Below are 22,155 nucleotides of genomic sequence, written 5' to 3'. Positions count from 1 at the left end.
ATAATACTACTAAGGATTTGTACCCGCTCCTGGTAATATTACCTTAAAACTATGCTCCACTCTTGAATTTACAAACTTAACTTTACCATATCCTATAAATGCATTTTTAATAATCGAAAATCCTCTTCCACTATTTAAAAACCTCTTTTTATCATCTAAGGAAATCAATTTTTCATATAGCCAAATATTTCTTTTATTATAGTTTGTTCTTTCCCCTTTAATGTTTTCATCAATAAATTCGCCAGGACTTGAAATTATAATTTTATTTTTATCTATTATTATTTCAATAATCTTATTTAAATCAAAATACTCCCTATATAATACTGCATTTTTTACTGCTTCAATTACAGCCTCTATTGGATAATCTTCAGGTAATATTTGCCTTACTTTTTCTTCAGCTTGATCTATCATATATAAAAGGTTTCCTTGAATTACATGTAACTCTTCATTAATATCATTTAGTTTATTAATAATTTTTATCATATTATTAGGTATATATAGATAATTTTTATCAGAAAAAACAAGCAATCCTCCATAAGTACATTTAAGTTGGGATTCATCCTTATGCTCAAATGCTATTCCTGCGCTTAATAATAAAAACTTTCTGTTTTCTTCAGTAATTTCTATTCCTTTCTTATTAAAATATTTGTTTATTAGTTCCATATTCAATATATCTATTCTGCTATGAATTAGTGGGCAAGTTTCAATGGTTAAACTGAGATTCTCTTCAAATAATGCAATTAATTCTTGCTTTCTCATTACATCAGTTGTGGAACCTCTTCTAATATAGAATGCACCATTTTCCCTTACTTGGTATGGCTTTTGCCCTCCATCATATATAGATATCACACCAATTATTTTATTTTCAATATTAATGAAATCTACTTTTATTGGTATTGGCGGCTCACACCTTGTTGATATAATTTGCTGAATTTGTTCTTCTTTAAACAAATCTTCGTCTTCTAAGCCTACAATTTTTTTAGTTTTGTCTTCAATTCCAACAATTATATATCCTCTTCCACCATTTGAATTAGCAATGGCACAGATATCCTTAGTTAACTCTTTTTTTCCTGTTTCATAATAAAGTTCTAATTTTAACTTAAAATCTAACTTTATACCTTCATCTTTCTTAATAAGTGATAGTAATTTTTTACTATCCATATCATTATCCTCCTAAAATATTATTATAATTTTAAAGATAAAAAAAGCACTCTTATTAAAATAAGCATGCTTTATATAATTATGATTCAAATACATGTCCGCTTAATACTTTATTCTTCCCACTTTTTTTAGCCTTATATAGTAAATCGTCAGCTTTACTTATAAGTTCGTTTAAATCAGTCCCATTTAAAGGGAAAAATGATATTCCAAAACTAGCTGTTACTGATTTATATTCGCCATTTATTTCTACTTTATCTCCTTGAAGAATTGTTCTTATTGCTTCAACTTTATCATAAACATTTTCCTCATCTATATAGTTTGAAATATACAAGATAAATTCCTCTCCACCATATCTTGCCAAAACGTCATTTTGAGCTATACCACTTTTAACAACCTTCGCTGTGTTAATTAAGATTTTATCTCCAAATTGATGTCCATAAGTATCGTTTATTTTCTTAAAATCATCAATGTCTATCATTACAATTGCAAATTTTTCAGTTAGTTTTTTACATTCATTTTTTTCCAAATATTCAAAAAAATACTTTCTATTATATATTCCAAGTAGCGAATCTCTCTGATTCATCTTTTCCAATTGTTTATATAACATAGAATTTTCTATAGCTATAGCAATTTGGTTTGCAATTGATCTAAGAAATATTTTTAACTCCATGGTCATAAACTTATAAATGTTATGTTCTACAACTATATATCCTATAAATTTATCCCTCAATATAATTGGTGACCCCATAATTGAATGTATATCAGTTTTATGTTCCCCTGTTTGCTTTAAAACTCTTCTTGAATTAATTAAAAATTCTTCTCCTTTATTTATGTGCACATACTCATTTGAAGTCAATTTTATATTCATATTCTCAATATTACTAGCTTTAACGATTAATTCACCGTTTTCAATTAAAAATATGGTTGAATATGTAACCCCTAATATTCCTACTATCATATCGTTAATCATAGATATCAAGCTATCACTACTAAAAAAAGTATTTATATATTTACTTACTTCAATTATATTAGATAAAGAATCTATACTCTTTTCTAGCCTGATATTTTTTTCATTTAATTCTTGAATATGTTGTTCTGAAAACTTTTGATAAGTTTCATATTCCATTTTTAAAGAATTATATTGTTTCTCATAATCCTGCACGCGTTCCCACCATCCTCTAACCATAAATACTTCATGATTATTCAACAACTCCTATTACAACCATACTCATACCTATTATAATTATAATACAATTCATAACATAATTGAATAAAATTATTTCATGCTCCTTGGGAGATCAATAAATAATAAAAAAATCATTACATAAAATGAATTTCAATATAAATTTAGGATAAACTAATAGTGCAATTTTTTTACAAGGAGATAAAATAATGAGATTTATACAATGGCTTTTAAGTGTGTTTATATTTATATTAATTTGTATATTATTTATACAATTTGGTAATTCAATACTAAATTTAATATTAGTAACATCATTCATTATCTTTGGTGTAAAATTTTTAATTCAAAGGTATATTAATCACTATTAATTTTATGATTATTCTTATCTAAAAATCCCTAAAATTTGTTGAATTGATTTAATATAATTATAACAAACTTTGAATTCAAACACCAATTTTCAATATTAATAAAAAATAAATGCAAAGTGACCATATATTTTTAAGTCACTTTGCATAAAATTAATGAATTAACTAATATTTATACTTTATTTTCTAAAAACTTATTATAAATTTGTGAATGTTATAACTTTTCCCATGACTTAGAGTTTAAATAACCTAAAACTTCTTCACGAAGCTCATCTTTCTTTAGTGCAAATTCTATAGTTGCTTGCAAAAATCCAAATTTATCTCCAACATCATACCTTTTGCCTTCAAAATTATAAGCATACATTGCTTCCTTGGAAATTAGTGCCTTTAATGCATCTGTTAGTTGAATTTCTCCACCTTTTCCAGGCTTAGTATTCTCTAATATATTAAATATTTCTGGAGTTATAATATATCTTCCTAATATTGCTACATTACTTGGAGCTTCTTCCTTTGCAGGCTTTTCAACTAAATCTTTTACTTTATATACTCTATCTTCTATATGAATTCCATCTACTATTCCATATTTAGAAACATTTTCTTCTGACACAGTTTGAACTCCCAATATAGTTGTTTTATACTCACTAAAACAATCAATTAATTGTTTTAAACAAGGAGTTTCGCTATCAACTACATCATCTCCTAATAAAACTGCAAATGGTTCGTTTCCAACAAAAGTTTTAGCACAATGAATTGCATGCCCTAATCCCCTTGGTTCTTTTTGCCTTATATAATGTATATCAACCATATCAGAAATATCTCTTACTAGTTCAAGCAATTCTGCTTTTCCTGATTTCTCTAATTCTAGTTCTAATTCTATAGATTTATCAAAATGGTCTTCTATAGATTTCTTATTTCTACCTGTAATAATTAAAATTTCTTCAATTCCAGATGCTACTGCTTCTTCAACAATATATTGAATTGTTGGCTTATCAACTATTGGAAGCATTTCCTTTGGTTGTGCTTTAGTTGCTGGTAAAAATCTTGTTCCAAGACCTGCTGCTGGGATAATAGCTTTTTTAACTTTCATGGCTTCTCTGATCCCTCCATTTTTTATTTTTATCAAATATCAATTATCCATAGTTAATTACTCCATAAGCATTGATAATTGATACTTAAATATGCTTAATTCTTATTTTAGATATCCGTATAAGAACATATATGATTACCTTATAGTATATCTATTATTAATATTATATCCAATAAAATTATTTTCTTCCTTTAAAACTATCTTTCATATCTAATGTCTTAAAATCATTAAAAGGAAATTGTACTGGCATTCCTGTTTTTCTTGACTTATATGCAGCTAGTATTATTGACATAGCTTTTTTACCTTCTTCTCCTGATACTAATGGTTCTCTGTCTTCATTTATTGCATCAATCACATCCTTAAATAAAGGTGTATGTCCTTCACCATAAACATTGTCTATTTTAACATTTACTAATTTTTTAGTGGCTTCTTCGTCTTCACCTTCAAATCTCCATGTTTCAAGTTCATTAACTGCAAGACCTCCAATAGATACTGCTCCAGTTTCTCCAAATATACTTAAAGTTTCTTCGAGATTCTTAGGATATACACATGCTGATCCTTCAACAATTCCTATAGCTCCATTTTTGAATCTTATTACTACAGCTCCAAAATCTTCTGCTTCTATATCTCTTAAATATGTATCACACTCAGCATAAACTCTTTCAACTTCTCCACCCATCATCCATTGAAGCAAATCAATATTATGGATACATTGGTTCATAAGAGTACCACCATCTAAAGCCCATGTTCCTCTCCAAGGTGCTTGCTCATAATATCCCATATTTCTATTCCAAAGTATTCTTGCTGTACCATTAATTAATCTTCCAAATTTATTTTCTTCTATTGCTTCTCTTAATTTTTGTATTGGCTTATTAAATCTATTTTGATGACAAACTCCAAGCTTAACATTGTTTTCTTTTGCGACTTTTATCATCTCATTAGCATCATCAATAGACATAGCCATTGGTTTTTCAACTAATGTACTTGCTCCTTTTCTCATAGAATGTATAGCAATTTCTGCATGATATCCACTTTCAGTAGCTATTGTTACTACATCTATCTCTTCCTTTTCTAACATTTCTTTATAATCTGCATATGCATTTACAGATTCTTCTGCTACTCCAGTTTTCTCTATATATTCTTTCTTCTTTGCTTCAGCTTTTTCTAAAATAACATCACAAGTTGCAACTAATTCAGCCTCTTCATTGTTCTTTACTAAAGCTTCAACATGTTTATAAGAAATTCTTCCACAACCTATAATAGCAAATTTTAATTTTTTCATAACTCTTTACCTTCTCCCACTATATTTATAATTTCCCAACTAACTGTTAACTATTTTAAGTTCCGTATTGCAGCATAGCTGCTCTCTTTATAGGGGCATAACTCTTTACCTTCTCCCATTATATTCATAAATTTAAAACATTATAACATTCACACCACTCACAACTGTAAATTGTAAACTGTACACTGCCTAAATGCATTTTATTATTGTTTTAAGTATTATATAAATATCTAAAAATATGTTATTCTTATTTATGTATTCCAAATTCAAGGCCAGTTTATCTGGCATAATTGTATTTATATAAAATTCATCTGGATTCTCTACTTCTCCAAGCAAATCATTTTCATCTCTATACCTAATAGACGCTAAATCTGTTATGCCAGGTTTCACTTCTAAGACTCTTATTTGTTCTTCATTATATAGTTTAACATATCTAGGCACTTCTGGTCTTGGCCCAACTAGGCTCATATCACCTTTAAATACATTTATTAGCTGTGGTAATTCATCAAGTTTATATTTTCTTAAAAATGCGCCTATTTTAGTAATTCTACTATCATTCCCAACAGTTATTTGTCTTCCTAATTTTTCAGCATCAACAACCATAGTCCTAAATTTAAGAATTTCAAATTCCTTACTTCTTTCACCTACTCGTATTTGTTTGAAAAATACTGGTCCATCTGAACCTGTTTTTATTCTTATTGCAATTACTAATAAAACTGGACTTAACACAATAAGTCCTAAAGTAGAGCATATTAAATCAAATATTCTTTTAACTATTTTGTTAAATTTATTCATATATCTACCCCTAAAAGTTATTTATAATATTTTAATATATTACCTATTTTACAACACTTTAATCAATTTTAATTGAATTCTCGTATTTCTTCATAAAATTTTAAGTTATTTCAAAGCCTCTAAGAACTTTTCTGCTAATCCATGATAAGTATGATTTTCTAATACATAATCTGTTCCATTTTGTCCTAATTTGCTTTTTTCTTCTTCACTTAAGCCTTTAATTTTCATTACTGCCTCTACAACTGCATTAGCATTTTCTGCTGGAACTGTAATTCCGCAATTAGAATCTTTAACAGGGTCATTTGATGCTTCTACAGCATAAATTACAGGTCTTCCAGCCATCATATAATCAAATAACTTATTAGGGCTCACTCCATAATTAAATAAGTTTTGTTTCTTCAAGCCTATATAACATATATCTAATAATTGTAATACATTATCCATATTATCTTTAAGTACTGGGTCCAAAAATTCAACATTCGTAACATTATTGCTTTTTGCATATCCAATCAGTTTATCTTTTACGTTTCCATTTCCAACCATTACATACTTTACTTTTTCATCACTTGTTTGCTTAGCTGCATCGATCATTGTATCTAAAACATTAGCAGGTGAATGATTTCCAGTATAGCCTACTAAAAAATAACCTTGCTCTTTTAGTTCTTTTAATCTTTCAATAGTAGTTTCCATTGGTGCACTTTTCTTCTCACCAACTATTATTCCATTTGGGACATGGATATAGTTATCAGTTTTAAAGCCTCTATCTTTCATATGCTTATCTGCATTTGGTAAAATTGAAATAATCTTATCACAATTTTTAAAGGCAAAATCCTCTGCTCTTTGAAGTATTACTATAGCAGGATTATTTTTAGAATATCCCCCAATTTCCATTGGTGTTAATGGCCATAAATCATGAATTTCAAAGAAAAGCTTACCTTTAGATCTCTTTGCTATTCTATGTGCTGGATATATATCTAATGGATAAGTTGAAGAAGCTATTACTGCATCTGGTTTGTACTTATCAGCAATCTTCTTGTAATTCATTCTTAATTTAAACATAAAAGTAGATATATTCTTTATTCTTCCAACACCATTTCCATGGTATTCAGGAGTCTTAACCCATACGTATGTAATTCCATCTATTATTTCTTCTTGGAAATCCTCTTGTACTTGAGGATTTTTCTTTCTTAAATGAGAAAAATCAGCCCCTAGAATAGTAACTTTATGTCCCATTTGAACCCATTCTCTTCCCATATAATAAGGTCTAAATTCCATCCCATGATAATCAGACCCCGCATAGTGATTTATAAGTAAGATATTCATCTTAATTTTCTCCTTTTCAAAGCTCAATACTCAACTGTCAATTATCAGTTGTCAATGGTCAATTGAGCTATAATGTATTTTTTGACTTATGAAAGTTTATTTATTGATAATTTATCACTTTTATTAAAACGTATTATTTTATTTCTTTTATTTGTTGTGCAAAACGCGCAAAATTTCTTTCAGCACAAAAGCTCTCCAACCATAAATTACGGCATCTTTCTCTAAATGCTTGCCTTTCTTCATTTTTTAACAGAACCATATATTTAATCTTCTCTCCAAGTTCTTCAACTTTGAAATCTGCATCTATCAAAATACCCGTCTGCATATCTCTTACAATTTCAGAAGTGCCCCCTACATTAGTAGCAATTGTTGGAATTCCAAAGGAACAAGCTTCCATAATACTAACTGGTAACCCTTCCGAGCTACTCGTATTTATAAATAAGTCTACAGGTTCTTTTTGATAATATTTCATCAAATCAATATTTTTAATTCCACCTGGAAAGCTTACCTCCATAAACCCTAAATTCTCACTTGCATATGCCTTAAGATCCTCTAATCCATCTCCAGCACCAAAATGTGTCCATCTTAATTTTAAGCCTGAATCTTTTAGTGTTGCTAAAGCTTTCGCTAATAAATCCATACGTTTTACTGGACTAATATGACAGCAGCTTACTATATGAAATACATGCTCTTCATCAACTGATTTAATTCCGTGATCCTTACTTCCCAAGTATCCAACTTCTATTTTATTATTATAACCATTATAAAGATTCTTTAAATAATCCATTCCATTTTTAGAACAGGTATATACCTTATCTATGTTCTTTAATAAGTATTCTCTAAGCGGTAAATAATTCATAGAATTTCTATAAGTATAAATATCATAGCCATGAGCTCTGCTTATGGCAGCTTTTTTGTTAAGCTTAAAGTAATCCTTAAGTTTAATTGCTGCTAAAGCTGTATCATAAAACCAATAACTATAAAAAATAACCTTGTTATATTGAGATAAATTACATTGATTTAAAATATCCTTTGCTTCTTCAAACACAGCATTGGACTTTGAAATGAAATAAGTTAAATATGCCCTTTTCTTTAATGAGCCCTTAATTTCTATGCGTTCTTTCTCTGAAATATACCCATTATAATTAGAGAACGGAAATAACTTTATAGCATTAATAGGTAAACTACGCTTAATTTTAGACGCCTTAATTCTAAGTATTTCAAAATTTTCAGGCGTAGTTCGTGTTTGAACTGCACTATCAGCTGTACTAGTTGCGATTATTATAACTTTCTTAAAATTTTCTGAAAGCATTAAAATCTCATCTTCTATAAATTCTTCTCCCTTATCAAATGGGAAAACTTTAGTTAACATTACTAGGCAATCGTTCATCTTTTCCTCCTAATTAGTTAAAGTTTCAATGATCAGTTGTCAGTTCATAATTGATAATTGACAACTAATCATTGTTATTTGTATCCATTTGGATTTTTTGTTTGCCAGCCCCAAGAATCTCTGCACATCTCTTCAAGTCCTCTTTTTGCTTTCCAATTTAATTCCCTATTAGCTTTACTTGAATCAGCATAACACACACCTACATCACCGGCTCTTCTTGGTGCTATTCTATATGGTATATTAACTCCAGTTACCTTTTTAAAGGTTTCTACCAATTCAAGTACACTATAACCTTTTCCTGTCCCTAAATTGTATGTTACTAATCCCGGATTTTTCTTTAACATCTCAAGTGCTTTTATATGACCTTCTGCAACATCAACCACATGCACGTAATCTCTTACACCAGTTCCATCAATCGTATCATAATCATCACCAAATATTGATAATTCTTTTAATTGCCCGATTGCGACTTCAGTTATATAAGGCATAATATTACTTGGAACTCCAGATGGATCTTCCCCAATAATCCCACTTTCATGAGCCCCTATTGGATTGAAATATCGTAAAATCGCAATATTCCACCATTTGCTTGACATACTTAAATCTCTTAGAATGTCTTCTGCAATTAATTTTGTTCTTCCATAAGGATTAGTTACTGATAATGGTAAATAATCTTCATTTACCGGCATAGTATCTGCAGTACCATATACTGTTGCTGATGAACTAAATACTAAATTTCTTACAGAATGCTTCTTCATTAACTCTAGTACAACTAAAATACTTGTCAAATTATTATGATAATATTCCACTGGCTTCTCTATAGATTCACCAATTGCTTTTAAAGCAGCAAAATCCATTACTGCTTCTATATTATTTTCTATAAATACTTGTTCAACTGCATTTTTATCTGTCAAATCTATCTTATATAATTTTATTTTTTTTCCTGTTATCTCTTCTATTCTTTCTTTAACTATTTCTTTACTATTGCTCAAATTATCTATAACTACAACATCTTCCCCAGCGTTAAGTAATTCAACAGAAGTATGACTTCCTATATACCCCATTCCACCTGTAACCAATATTGCCACTACTTGTTCCCTCCTGAAGCTGGTAATTAAAATTCCTTAATGCAAATTAACCTACCAACGTTTTTCTTTATATATATTGTTCTTCATTCAATCTTATTTTTAATTTATTTTCTATTATTTCTACCATTTGAATTATACTAATATTCATCAATATATGCAATGTTTAGTGTTTCTTTACTAGGCAATTTTATATTATTTGATTTATGGCTGTTATATGCTAAAATATTTATATCTATCACTATGTATTTTTAAATGATTTCTAACAACTATTGTTTGAGTCATATTTTAAAATATATATATAATTTAAGGAGGCATAATACATGAAAGTATTAACTGTAATAGGTGCAAGGCCACAGTTTATTAAAGCTGCTACAGTTTCAAATAAAATTAGAAGAAATGGTAATAGTGAAATTTTAGTGCATACTGGTCAACATTATGATAACAACATGTCAGATATATTTTTTGAGGAACTTAATATTCCAAAACCAAACTACAACCTAAGCATTGGTTCATCTAATCATGGTCATCAAACTGGGAGTATGTTAATAGCTCTTGAAGAAATATATTTAAAAGAAAAACCAGACATGGTTTTAGTATATGGAGATACAAATTCAACCCTTGCTGGAGCTTTATGTGCTAGTAAATTACTAATTCCAGTAGCTCATGTTGAAGCTGGTCTTAGAAGCTTTAATAAAGCAATGCCAGAAGAGCAAAATAGAATACTAACAGATCACATCTCAGATTTACTTTTTACTCCAACACTAACAGCTTTAAATAATTTAAGGAATGAAAATGTTATAAATGGTGTTCACAATGTTGGTGATGTGATGTATGATGCTGTTAATCTTTTTAAAGAAAGAGCTAAAGAAGTGTCAAAGGTAATAGAAACTTTTGATTTAGCGCCAAATAGCTATATACTTTCAACAATACATCGTGCTGAAAATACTAACAGTCTTGAAAGATTAACTTCAATAATAAAAGCTTTAAGCAATTCAAATAAAAAAATAATACTTCCTCTTCATCCTAGAACAAAGAAGTTCATTCAAGAATACAACTTACACGTTGGTGATAATATTAAGATTATAGATCCTGTAGGATATCTAGATATGATTTCTCTCCAAGAAAATGCACAAAAAATAGTAACAGACAGCGGTGGAGTTCAAAAGGAAGCATATTTCCTAAAGAAACCATGTATTACTATGAGAGATGAAACAGAGTGGGTTGAAACTGTAAACAATGGTTGGAACGTAATAGTTGGAAGTGATACTAATAAAATATTAGATGCTTTAGAAAATTTCAATCCAACAGGCACTCCTGCTTCAGCTTTTGGAAATGGAGATACTTCTTCAATAATTACACAAATAATTGAAGACCATCTAAAATAATTGTAGAAAATAAAGAATTTAAATTGCCTACCTATAACTCAATATAGATAGGCAATTTAAATTTATATAATTAAAACTCTATTTTTAATAATTAATTATTAAAAACTCATATTAACATTCTTCCATAGCTTGTACTATTGTTTTTCAGCCGTCCTAGAATTGAACCATTCAACATAATCAAAATCATCATAGTATTTATAACCAGTAAATCTATTTTTATATGAATATAAATTTCCTACATTTTTCTCATTTTCAAAACCTTTTATATAAACTGAAGATTTGATTTCTGGATATTCTTTGTGTGTAAATACAACCTTATTTTTATATGGAAGCTTATCGAATTCTTTTAAGTCTTCAAGAGAACATCCATCTCTATCCGTCATCATAATGAACATATTGTCAAAATCTATTCTATCAGTACGTTCTCTCCACTTCCTTTCAGCCTCATTTTCATCTTTATAATGCATAAAATGTATTTCAATATCATCTAATTTTCCAACAGGATATGCAGTATCATCCTTTTTTATAAATTTCAAATCACATTTTGAATAGTATTCTAAATTTTTAATATATTTAACAAAATCACTTGGATACATAAATAAATTTACAGTTGGTGAATTAAACTTTAAATTTAAATCATGTAAAATAAACGCCCCATTGCAATTGCTAGCTAATAAAGAAAAATCTTTATTTTGTAGACGCTTTGAATTTTTCATGTTTATTTTTTTTCTCAATATACTAATGATTTTACCATAAAATAGCATATTACCACGCTTCCCTTCAATAGCTCTATTCTATAACAGCCGAAATAACAGAGTCTACTGTATTTCGGCTGGTTATTTTATAAAAATTATAATTTTTATATCATTTTAAATTCCTTTATAGAAGATGTCTTTCTATATTCATTAGTATCTTTTTTATAAACTTGAATACATGCAACTGCAAATCCCATAAGTATCCAATATGAAAATACATATGTAATAGAACTTGGTCCAAAACTTGCTGGTGCAAAAGCTATTAGTCCTGCAACTACTGCAAAACACATAACACTCTTTTTCTTTATTCCTAAAATTAGATTTGTTATAAGTAAATATAAATAATATACTCCATACAGTAATATACCTGGTATCCCAAAATCCCCTAAAATCTCGATTGGATAACAATGTGGACTGTATATCCCTGCTGTATTTCCTTGGTTTTGAAGGAACTGCTGTACATTACCAACTCCAAAACCTAAATAATGCTTTTCTTTTATTGTACCATTTAATACATCTAGTATTATAGTTCCTCTTTCATTTAATGAACCTGCTGCACCTTCTTGATACTCTATATCACTTAATTCGTTGATTTTATCATCTAAGCCTGTATCAATAACTTTATTACCATTAACAGGTTTAATATGCTCAAATTTAGAACTATTGTAATATAAAAATACAAAACTAATACATAAAATAAGCGGGAAAACTATAGCCTGTATTTTTAATGTTCTAATTCTGAAAATAGAATAAATACAAAATACAATTAAACTGAAGCCCATCGAAACAATTCCTGTTCTAGAAGTTGATATAACAACTAATGAAAATCCAGCTGCAGTAGAAATTGTAAACCAAACCTTAGCCAGAATATTTTCAAATCTATAAATTCCAAATAAACATACTGGCGATAAAATTGCGAGAGTTGCAGCTAAATTATTTGTATTATATGAAAAAACTATAGCTCTTGCCTCAATAATACTTCTATGAAGTTTAGATAAATTCATTGTATCAAAATAATGTCTCACGGGTAGTTGTTGTCCAAGTGCTACTTCTACAGCCCCAACAATAACTACTAATGATACTAAAAATAATATTAAATTTATTGTATTGTTAATTCTTTCCTTATTTATATTGTATATCATCATACTAATAATAAATGCAAACATCATTAAATAAATGGCTATATACTTTATTGCTAGTCCCTTACTTAATGACCACATTATGCTTACACACATATAAGCAAACCAAATAGCATAAATAATTAGTACTTTTTTGTTTAAGTTTACTATTACTTCCCTATCTTTAAATAATTTATACAAAGATATTAAAACAAATGCTGCCAAAATTACATGAAACATATAAACACTTTGAATTCTTGGAGCATATACAGTATAATCATAAAACGCTGATACCATAAGTATTGCATAAAAAGTATCGTAAACATCCTTATATTTCATTATAAATACTACTGCTAGTACTGTAACTATATACATTGCAGTTAATAAATAATTACCATTCAGTACTCCAAAAACTGCTGCTATAACAAATAAAATTGCTAGAACAATATTTGTAATTCTACTATCTTTAGTCATCTCTACTCCTTATCAGCATTCTCTGCTGCCACTTCATCTTCATTCTTATAGTGATAAGTTGGAACGATCTTTTGCATTTGATGTTTTATTTCACCAATATCATTTAGTTCCAATAAATTTTTCAACTGCTCAAGCTTTTCTTTTAGAGTATCCATATTTTCAAAAGTTGGTTTACCAACATGTATCTTTTTATGAACAGTATCTTCTAGTCCTTCTTCACTCATTAAAAGTTCCTCAAATAACTTTTCTCCTGGCCTAAGTCCTGTAAATACAATTTTTATATCTCTATTGGGTTCAAGACCTGAAAGCTTAATTAAGTCACAGGCTAAATCATAAATTTTAACTGGCTTTCCCATATCTAAAACAAATATTTCTCCGCCTTTTGCAAATGCACCTGCTTGAAGTACCAATTGAGCTGCTTCTGGAATTAACATAAAATATCTAATAATTTTCTTATGAGTAACAGTAACAGGTCCCCCATTAGCAATTTGTCTCTTAAATAAAGGTATAACAGAACCATTACTTCCAAGAACATTACCAAATCTAACAGCAACAAATTCTGTTTTGGATTGCTTATCCATGGCTTGAATTATCATTTCACATAATCTCTTTGTTGCACCCATAATATTAGTTGGATTAACAGCTTTATCTGTTGAAATCATAACAAATCTAGATATATTGGCTTCACTAGCTTCTAAAGCTAAATTCAAGGTTCCAAATACATTATTTTTTATAGCTTCCTTTGGACTATCCTCCATTAAAGGTACATGCTTATGAGCTGCTGCATGGAATACAACATTTATTTTATATTTAGTAAATACCTCATGTAATCTTTTCCTATCCCTTACAGACCCTATTAACACAGTAAGGTTCATATCTGGGAATTCTTCTCTTAGTTCATTTTGAATATCATATACATTATTTTCATAAATATCAAAGATTATCAATCTCTTTGGATTAAATACTGCTATTTGCCTACAAAGTTCTGATCCTATTGAGCCACCACCACCAGTAACTAGAATAGTTTTTCCTTCAATGTAATCAGAAATCCCTTTATTATCTAATTGAATTGGATCTCTTCCAAGTAAATCTTCTAAATCAACATCCTTAATTCTACTTACGGTTGCATCTCCACTCAATATTTCATACATACCTGGAATTATCTGTAGCTTACAATTAGTATCTTTGCAAATCTCAATTATTTCTGCTTTATTCTTTGCATCAAGAGATGGTATAGCAATTAAAATTAAATCTATTTCCTGTTCTCTAACAATATAAGGTATATCATATCTATTTCCTTCTATTTTAACTCCTGATATTCTCTTTCCTAGTTTAGTCTTATCATCATCAATAAGAACAATAGGATTATACTTTAACTCTCTTCTTGCCATCATTTCATTAATAATCATAGTTCCGGCAGAACCTGCTCCAACTATCATTACTCTTCTTTGATCAGATGAATATTTGAATGGTATGTATAAAAGAGTTCTTCTATACACTCTATAAAGAATTCTATATCCTAAAACAAAGAAAATACTTAAAAGTATTCCTACGACAGATACATTTAAAGGAATAGTTGAACCAAAAATTCTTGTATATCCAATCGATAGAATACCTGCTAAAATATTTCCACCAACTCCTAGCAAAAATTCATCAGTACCAGTTAAATGCCATAAACTATCATAAGTTTTAAATAAGTAAAAACAAACTAAATAAATTAAACTCAAAACCACACAATCGTTAGTATATATCTTTGCGATTAGAGTAAAACTTCCCGTGTTTGTTATGTTTATTGCAAAAAGATACGCCATATTTACCATAAACATATCAATTATCATAATTATTGGTGTTTTCCAACTCTTCATTATAATCTCCTCCACTTTCAAGAGACAATATTATTACCTTAGTCCATTAAAAATTTTAAGCAATAATTTAGGGCAGTATGCCATGCCCTTAGCTTGAATAAAATATCTAAGGTTATTTTTATTAAACCTCTGCATTTTATATACCTTCAAATATCCCTTTACATCAGTTCTATTTAAAAATTCAAAAAGATCCTTATGAAAATTTGAATCTTTACTAAGCACTGAAAAAATATGTGATATTGAATAAGGAATCTTAAATTCAATCAAGAATTTTTCTATTTCCTTTAAACTTACATCTGTCTTAACCTCTTCCAATAAATCAGTATAAGAATAGTAGCCATCAAGATGTTTTAACGATACATTTTGAGTAACTGAATTTCCCCAAATAACGTAAAATGCTAAAATTTCATTGACACTTATTACTTTTTTCGAATATAGTAATGCTTTTACAATAAAGATCATATCTTCTCCATATTTTCTTTTACTATCAAATAGGAGATTATTTCCTTTAATGATTGATGCTTTATATATAGCACTTCTCATTCCTATTGTTATATCATCATTTAATTGTTTTAAGGCTGCTTCTTTTCCACTTATAAAATCACTTAAACACTTTGTTCTATTTTTAACTAAAACATTTCCCTGTGCATCAACTTCACTGTAATCACAGAAAACTACTTCACTGCAAGTTTCTTCTGCCTTCTCGTACATTAACTCAATAAATCTAGAATCAATATAATCATCTGAATCTAGAAAAGTTATATACTCACCAGAAGCTTCTTCTATTCCCTTATTTCTTGCAGCACTAACTCCTGAATTTTTTTGAGTTATAATTCTATAATTTATAATTGATTTTTCAAGTAATTCTTTTGCTATATGAATACTTCTATCTTTAGATCCGTCATCTATTAGTAAAAATTCAAAATCCTTATTTGTCTGATTTATAACAGATTTTATACATCTTTCAATACATTCCTCTACATTATAAACAGGAGTAATTATAGATACCTTCGTCAAAACTATTCGCTCCTTTTATCTATCTATAGGCTCAACCATTAATACTTTAAATAACCTAATTGTAGTAATTTAAAACCTAATTATTTGAAATTTTAAACGCTACTTGAATTATACTAATATTGACACCTATATGCAATATTTAGTCATTTTTCTTAAGTTAAATTTCATAATTCAAATAACAATTGTCAATGATAGATGATCAATTATCCATCGATGATAGCTTTTTTATTGTTTTTGCATGCCACACACGATCTTCTTCTTTTGGAAGTGTCATATAATCTCCATATAATTGAGTTAAAACCGCATCATAATTTTTAGGTGCATTAAAGTATTCCCCTTCAAACTCAACTTTTATTAAATCAAAAAAATCTTTCTTCTTATATATGTATTCACTCCAAGTAGTATCAACTCCATACCCCATATATTCAGAATTAATGTCATTCCAGTTTATTAAAAAATCAAATAACTTCTGTCTTCTTTGAGTTGGAAAAATTTTAACTACAATTTTATAAATAAAATGCGTAAGCTTATTTTTAAAAGTTAATTTTTCTGGTATCTCTCTACACCTAACAAAACTTCTTAAAATAAAATTACTTATTTTTCTTTGAATAGTATAGACCCATTTTTTCTTTGGTAAACTATCATAAGGTAAAATATCTATAAATAATCCATTATGCATCTTTGGATTTTCAACTATTTTTTCTTCAATAAATAAAGTATTATTATATCTAATCTTACAAGGGACTTGATAAATATCATAATAAAGATCATTTTCATGAGTTTGCAAGAATAGATGTTCAGGCAACTCATTTTTAATTATACTTAGAAACTTTCTATAGTCTTCTCTAAGCATACCTATATCAATATCATCATCCCAAGGAATAAACCCTTTATGCCTTACTGCTCCAATAAGTGTTCCTGCATCTAAAAAATATTTAATGCCGTATTTATCACAAATATCAGCTACTTCTTTCAAAATTCCTGCCATTATTATTTGAGCATCTCTTAGTCCTAACTCCTCATAGTTTGAATAATCAATGTCGTTCATATTTTTCTCCTTAAATTATATCAATGTAAATACAAAACTGTCATATAAGGTACCAAATTCTGATACCTTTCCTTTTTATTATATCAATGAAAATTCAAAACTCAATAAATATAATATAAAATTATCAATTGCCAATACTCAATTATCAATTGTTTTGTCACTATTGACAATTTAGCATTTATAATTGGCAATAGCACAGGTATTTCTATTTTTTTGAATATACCTATCATGTATGCTATAATTTATTACGAAATTAATCATTTAATAAGGCACATGAAAATAGGCTAGCAAGAGGACTTGTTATTTATTTGATAGTGCCGAATATCTACGATTGGAGAAAATAATAATGGAAAATAATAATGATTTAATTAGTGTTATTGTACCTGTATATAATGTTGAGAAATATTTACCTAAATGTATAGATAGCATTTTGAATCAAACCATAAAAAATCTTGAAATTATTTTAGTTAATGATGGTTCCTTAGATAATTCAGGTAAAATCTGTGATGATTTTTCTAAAACAGATAATAGAATTGTTGTTATTCATAAAGAAAATGGTGGACTGAGCTCTGCAAGAAATGCTGGTCTTGAAATTGCTAAAGGAAACTATATTGGTTTTGTCGATAGTGATGATTGGTTAGATGAAAATATGTATGAACAGCTGCTAAATTTAATAAAAGCTACTAATTCTGATATATCCTGTTGTAAATTTTTTAGAACAGCAGATGAAAAAGAAAAGGCTCCCTGCGTTGATAATGAAATCATCAAATCCTTTAATAATATTGATGGATTAGGTAATTTCTATACTGATTTATATACTCAAACAGTTGTAGCTTGGAATAAATTATATAAAAGAGAACTTTTTGATAATGTAACTTATCCAGTTGGAAAAATTCACGAAGATGAAGGAACCACTTATAAGTTATTTTACAAAGCTAATAAGATAACTTACACTAATAGGCCATTATACTATTACAGAGTAACGCCTAACAGTATCACTACTAGAAAATTTAATAAAAAAAGATTAGACATTTTAGATGTTTATGATGAGAAAATTAAATTCATGAGAACTATAAATAATGATGACTTATATTCCAAAACATTAAAATGGCACTTGTTTACTCTTATTAATTGCTATTTTGAGTGCAGTAATGGTATGGAAGATAGCCAACAATATATAAGTTCCATTAAGTCAAAAATATCTGAAACTTACAAGGAATATAAAACTAATCCCAAAAAACAATTTCATTGGACAATATTATTTTCTATTTTTAATATTAGCCCAAAATTATATAAATTAATATTGAATTCTGCCAAGTCACACTAAATGTAAAGAATTTGATATATACAGGGGCTCAATTGCTAATGAATAATAATCATTAGGTAATTGACATTACTATTTTTAACTACTTTATAATATTTAGCTTGGAATTTATTTTATTATATATAACAAAATAAATTTCACAAAAATTAGGAGGCCTAAATACTCATGTTAATAAAAATCTTTAAGAATTTCGTTATATTTTCAATGATTTTTCTATTAAATATTACTCTCATTGATAACATAACATATGCAGCAGAACAAACTACAACTATTGCTAATAGTTCAGATACAGCTAATTCTACTCAACAAAGTGCTAAAACAACAGAGGAATCAAAAGACAAAGATTCTAAAACTTCAACAACTGCTACTAAAGATGAAACTAAACCTGTTGATAAATTAAATAAAACTTTAGCAGATGAACCCAAAGAAAACTTTATAGATTATGGTTGGAAAACAATTAATAATAAGAAATATTACATAGTTAATAATAAAATTTCTGAAACCACTGGTTGGGTTATGGAAAAAGACCTTAATCCAAATATCAAACGTAATGATAAAAATTACAATGCACAATATTATTTAGATGAAGATTTTTCAGTTGTAGTTGGCTGGAAACAGATAGACGATAATTGGTATTACTTTAATTCAGATGGAGTAATGCAAACTGGCTGGATTAATAATAATGGTACCTACTACCTAGATGATTCAGGTGTAATGCAAACTGGTTGGAACAAAATTAATGGTGCTAAATATTTTTTCACTCAAACTGGGCAAATGGTTACTGGAAAATCATTAATTGGTGACAAGTGGTATTTCTTCAGTAATATTGGACAACTTCAAACCGGATTCTATACTAATAATGGGAAAACTTATTTCTCTGATGACGATGGAATAATGTTAACAAATAAATGGGTTTCTAACAGCAAACATAAGTTTTACATAAAATCTGATGGTACTATTGCAATTGGAGACATATTTATAAATGGAGTTATGGAGAAATTTAATAATAACGGTTATTATCAAGGTTCTGATCCTAATAACAAGAATTATTTATATATAAAGTTTTTAAACGTTGGTGATGCTGATTGCGCGTTTATAAAGCTTCCTAGTGGCGAAACTGTTTTAATTGATACTGGAACTCCTGAAAGTGCTAAAAGTGTAGTTGACTTTTTAAATAGTCAAAATTTAAAAACTGATTTTTTTAAAGCTTCAAAAGATGGACAAGCTATAAATAATTCTAATGCAATTGATAACAAAACTGATGCTGAAAATATTAATAATACTATTATTTCAACAAATTCAGCCACTACAGCAGCCGCTGTTAGAGCTAGCAATGGTAAAGGTGTAATTGACTATGTCATACTTACTCACCCTCATTCTGACCATATAGGTGGTCTTATCGAACTAATGAATAACTTTAACATTGGTAAGATCTTTGTACCTAAATATTTTGAAATGCAAGATTATGCTCCAGGTGCTACAACTGTTAGCGCAAGTGACATTGATATTATAAAATATGATTATAAAGTCTACAAAGCTACAATGGATGCTATAGCAAAAAGTGGAATACCTGTAGTTGAAGCTGATCCACAAGCATTTGTAGATAGTGAACACATTTTACAATTTCTTCATCAAAATAAAAAGTATTCAGACCTTGAAGCCAATACTTACTACAAAGAATATGGTGCTTTAAATGATAGATCTGCAATTACATTTTTAAATTACGGTGATCTTCAAACCTTATTTACTGGTGACATGCAATGGCATGCTGAAAGTGATTTTGCTATGAATAAATCGCTAAAGAACAATGAAGTAGACATATTGAAAGTTCCTCATCACGGAAATGTTGGTTCTTCCTCTTACACATTTATTGGATATGTGAAACCAACTATTGGTGTTATTTCTAGATCTAAATCAAGAGTTGTTACTAATAACGAACCTTATAATACTTTAATCGCCTGTGGCGTTAAAATTTACGAAACAAGTGCTACAGATGGAGTTTCTGTATACGCAACTAAAGATAACTGGAATATTGAAACTGCTAATTAATATTAATTCAGCACTTACGGAGGGATACATTTGATATTTTCAACAACATTATTTTTGTTTATTTTTCTCCCCCTTACATTATTAATATATTATCTTCCTATTTTTAAAAATAAGACTTTAAAAAATATAATCTTATTTATAGCAAGTATAATATTTTATGCTTGGGGAGAACCAACCTTTGTTTTAATATTGTTATTTTCTATTATTGTTACTTGGCTTTTAGGTTTATTGGTTGATAAATATAGATCTACAAAAATGGTAACATTTATATTAGCGATTACAGTTATATTTAATATAGGCTTATTATTCTTTTTTAAATACTTAAACTTCACTATCGATAATTTAAACTCACTTCTAGGATTACATATTAGTAATCCTAGAATACAATTACCACTTGGAATATCCTTTTTTACATTTCAAGCTTTATCATATGTGATAGATGTATATAGAAAAAAAATAGATGCTCAAAAAAATCTATTAAACATAGGTTTGTATTTAGCTTTCTTTCCAAAGTTAGCACAAGGCCCTATAGTTAGATATGAAACAATTGCCCAGGAAATCAGCAATAGAAAAGAAAACTTAACTGATTTTTCTGAAGGTATAATGAGATTTATTCAAGGTTTAGGTAAAAAAGTGTTAATTGCTAATAATTTAGCTCTTGTTGCAGACTATAGCTTTCAACTAGCTGCAGCTCCTGGCAATAATCTATCTGTCAGCCTAGCTTGGCTAGGAGCCATTGCCTACACTTTTCAAATTTTCTTTGATTTTTCAGGTTATTCAGACATGGCAATTGGACTTGGTAGAATGTTTGGATTTCACTTTTTAGAAAACTTTAATTATCCATATATTTCAAAATCTGTTTCTGAGTTTTGGAGAAGATGGCACATTTCATTACAAACTTGGTTTAGAGACTACATATATATTCCTCTTGGCGGAAATCGTGTAAGCAATTTAAAATTTCTATTTAATATATTTATAATATGGCTATTAACTGGAATATGGCATGGAGCTAACTGGACCTTCATACTTTGGGGGTTAATGTATTTTGTACTTTTAGCTGCTGAAAAATTCACAGGCTTTAATAAAAAATTAAAAGGCTTTGGTTATGTATATACATTATTTTTTGTAATGATTGGATGGGTTATCTTTAGATCTGATAATATTTCAATTGCTATAGAATACATAAAGATAATGTTTGGAATTGGTGCAAATGGGATATTAGATAATCAATTTATATTATATTTATCTGAATTTAAATACTACTTTATTGCTGCTATTTTATGCAGTGTTCCTTTAAAAGACTGGCTTAGTCCTAAATTTAAATTTGATGGAATCATATATAATACCATCTATTGTGTGTGGTACGTACTTATATTATTCATATCAATTTCTTTCCTAGTAAAAGGAGCATATAATCCTTTTATTTACTTCAAATTTTAAAGGAGA

17 protein-coding genes are annotated in these 22,155 nt (G+C 28.4%); 4 read left to right on the top strand and 13 right to left on the bottom strand.

Annotated features, from left to right (window positions below; translation table 11 throughout):
• Positions 1 to 9 precede the first annotated feature (9 nt).
• From L3B98_RS11570 to galE, 8 genes are all read right to left on the bottom strand, one after another.
• The gene (locus L3B98_RS11570; protein WP_015395395.1) at positions 10 to 1,161 is read right to left on the bottom strand and encodes an RNA-binding domain-containing protein; all 1,152 of its coding nucleotides are present in this window, start codon (positions 1,159 to 1,161) and stop codon (positions 10 to 12) included.
• 79 nt (positions 1,162 to 1,240) lie between these two features.
• Positions 1,241 to 2,323, bottom strand: coding sequence for a diguanylate cyclase (locus L3B98_RS11565; RefSeq protein WP_026106305.1), 1,083 nt, complete (start codon positions 2,321 to 2,323; stop codon positions 1,241 to 1,243).
• 600 nt (positions 2,324 to 2,923) lie between these two features.
• Positions 2,924 to 3,796 (bottom strand): UTP--glucose-1-phosphate uridylyltransferase GalU, encoded by an 873-nt coding sequence (gene galU / locus L3B98_RS11560; RefSeq protein WP_238916714.1) that lies wholly within the window; start codon positions 3,794 to 3,796, stop codon positions 2,924 to 2,926.
• A 178-nt stretch (positions 3,797 to 3,974) separates the two neighbouring features.
• Positions 3,975 to 5,078, bottom strand: a complete 1,104-nt coding sequence (locus L3B98_RS11555; RefSeq protein WP_077366381.1) for a Gfo/Idh/MocA family oxidoreductase — start codon at positions 5,076 to 5,078, stop codon at positions 3,975 to 3,977.
• Between the two features lie 189 nt (positions 5,079 to 5,267).
• A complete protein-coding gene (locus L3B98_RS11550; protein ID WP_015395400.1) occupies positions 5,268 to 5,873 on the bottom strand; it encodes a sugar transferase in 606 nt (201 codons plus the stop codon).
• A gap of 105 nt (positions 5,874 to 5,978) precedes the next feature.
• A complete protein-coding gene (locus L3B98_RS11545) occupies positions 5,979 to 7,196 on the bottom strand; it encodes a glycosyltransferase family 4 protein (protein ID WP_238916713.1) in 1,218 nt (405 codons plus the stop codon).
• A gap of 133 nt (positions 7,197 to 7,329) precedes the next feature.
• Entirely contained in the window at positions 7,330 to 8,586 is a 1,257-nt protein-coding gene (locus L3B98_RS11540; protein ID WP_238916712.1) for a glycosyltransferase, read from the bottom strand.
• 74 nt (positions 8,587 to 8,660) lie between these two features.
• Positions 8,661 to 9,674, bottom strand: a complete 1,014-nt coding sequence (galE, locus tag L3B98_RS11535) for a UDP-glucose 4-epimerase GalE (RefSeq protein WP_077366384.1) — start codon at positions 9,672 to 9,674, stop codon at positions 8,661 to 8,663.
• 320 nt (positions 9,675 to 9,994) lie between these two features.
• Between galE and wecB the strand changes: the two genes are divergently transcribed.
• Positions 9,995 to 11,059 (top strand): UDP-N-acetylglucosamine 2-epimerase (non-hydrolyzing), encoded by a 1,065-nt coding sequence (wecB, locus tag L3B98_RS11530; RefSeq protein ID WP_015395404.1) that lies wholly within the window; start codon positions 9,995 to 9,997, stop codon positions 11,057 to 11,059.
• Between the two features lie 134 nt (positions 11,060 to 11,193).
• On the opposite strand, the gene L3B98_RS11525 is transcribed toward wecB, so the two are convergent.
• From L3B98_RS11525 to L3B98_RS11505, 5 genes are all read right to left on the bottom strand, one after another.
• Positions 11,194 to 11,823, bottom strand: coding sequence for a DUF1919 domain-containing protein (locus tag L3B98_RS11525; RefSeq protein WP_275298402.1), 630 nt, complete (start codon positions 11,821 to 11,823; stop codon positions 11,194 to 11,196).
• A gap of 95 nt (positions 11,824 to 11,918) precedes the next feature.
• On the bottom strand, positions 11,919 to 13,406 hold the full coding sequence (locus tag L3B98_RS11520; RefSeq protein WP_238916710.1) for an O-antigen ligase family protein: 1,488 nt from the start codon (positions 13,404 to 13,406) through the stop codon (positions 11,919 to 11,921).
• 2 nt (positions 13,407 to 13,408) lie between these two features.
• A complete protein-coding gene (locus L3B98_RS11515; protein ID WP_015395407.1) occupies positions 13,409 to 15,271 on the bottom strand; it encodes a nucleoside-diphosphate sugar epimerase/dehydratase in 1,863 nt (620 codons plus the stop codon).
• A 33-nt stretch (positions 15,272 to 15,304) separates the two neighbouring features.
• A complete protein-coding gene (locus L3B98_RS11510; protein WP_238916709.1) occupies positions 15,305 to 16,288 on the bottom strand; it encodes a glycosyltransferase in 984 nt (327 codons plus the stop codon).
• Positions 16,289 to 16,487: 199 nt separating this feature from the next.
• Positions 16,488 to 17,336 carry a LicD family protein gene (locus tag L3B98_RS11505; protein WP_015395409.1) on the bottom strand — a complete coding sequence of 283 codons (849 nt, stop codon included), beginning with the start codon at positions 17,334 to 17,336 and terminating at the stop codon, positions 16,488 to 16,490.
• A gap of 346 nt (positions 17,337 to 17,682) precedes the next feature.
• Here L3B98_RS11505 and L3B98_RS11500 point away from each other — a divergent pair, with 346 nt between their 5' ends.
• From L3B98_RS11500 to L3B98_RS11490, 3 genes are all read left to right on the top strand, one after another.
• On the top strand, positions 17,683 to 18,663 hold the full coding sequence (locus L3B98_RS11500) for a glycosyltransferase (protein ID WP_238916708.1): 981 nt from the start codon (positions 17,683 to 17,685) through the stop codon (positions 18,661 to 18,663).
• Positions 18,664 to 18,825: 162 nt separating this feature from the next.
• Positions 18,826 to 20,709 (top strand): MBL fold metallo-hydrolase, encoded by a 1,884-nt coding sequence (locus L3B98_RS11495; protein WP_238916707.1) that lies wholly within the window; start codon positions 18,826 to 18,828, stop codon positions 20,707 to 20,709.
• A gap of 30 nt (positions 20,710 to 20,739) precedes the next feature.
• A complete protein-coding gene (locus L3B98_RS11490) occupies positions 20,740 to 22,149 on the top strand; it encodes an MBOAT family protein (protein WP_238916706.1) in 1,410 nt (469 codons plus the stop codon).
• The last annotated feature ends 6 nt before the right edge of the window (positions 22,150 to 22,155 follow it).

This window comes from Clostridium sp. YIM B02555 (assembly GCF_022320955.1).
Lineage (GTDB): Bacteria > Bacillota > Clostridia > Clostridiales > Clostridiaceae > Clostridium > Clostridium saccharoperbutylacetonicum.
This window is presented reverse-complemented; position numbering and strand designations above follow the sequence as displayed.

Coding starts and splice junctions, on each gene's coding strand:
- L3B98_RS11525 (WP_275298402.1), bottom strand. CDS start 11,823: ATGCTATTTTATGGTAAAATCATTAGTATATTGAGAAAAAAAATAAAC.
- galU (WP_238916714.1), bottom strand. CDS start 3,796: ATGAAAGTTAAAAAAGCTATTATCCCAGCAGCAGGTCTTGGAACAAGA.
- L3B98_RS11520 (WP_238916710.1), bottom strand. CDS start 13,406: ATGACTAAAGATAGTAGAATTACAAATATTGTTCTAGCAATTTTATTT.
- L3B98_RS11540 (WP_238916712.1), bottom strand. CDS start 8,586: ATGAACGATTGCCTAGTAATGTTAACTAAAGTTTTCCCATTTGATAAG.
- L3B98_RS11545 (WP_238916713.1), bottom strand. CDS start 7,196: ATGAATATCTTACTTATAAATCACTATGCGGGGTCTGATTATCATGGG.
- L3B98_RS11515 (WP_015395407.1), bottom strand. CDS start 15,271: ATGAAGAGTTGGAAAACACCAATAATTATGATAATTGATATGTTTATG.
- L3B98_RS11555 (WP_077366381.1), bottom strand. CDS start 5,078: ATGAAAAAATTAAAATTTGCTATTATAGGTTGTGGAAGAATTTCTTAT.
- L3B98_RS11570 (WP_015395395.1), bottom strand. CDS start 1,161: ATGGATAGTAAAAAATTACTATCACTTATTAAGAAAGATGAAGGTATA.
- L3B98_RS11500 (WP_238916708.1), top strand. CDS start 17,683: ATGGAAAATAATAATGATTTAATTAGTGTTATTGTACCTGTATATAAT.
- L3B98_RS11495 (WP_238916707.1), top strand. CDS start 18,826: ATGTTAATAAAAATCTTTAAGAATTTCGTTATATTTTCAATGATTTTT.
- L3B98_RS11505 (WP_015395409.1), bottom strand. CDS start 17,336: ATGAACGACATTGATTATTCAAACTATGAGGAGTTAGGACTAAGAGAT.
- wecB (WP_015395404.1), top strand. CDS start 9,995: ATGAAAGTATTAACTGTAATAGGTGCAAGGCCACAGTTTATTAAAGCT.
- L3B98_RS11550 (WP_015395400.1), bottom strand. CDS start 5,873: ATGAATAAATTTAACAAAATAGTTAAAAGAATATTTGATTTAATATGC.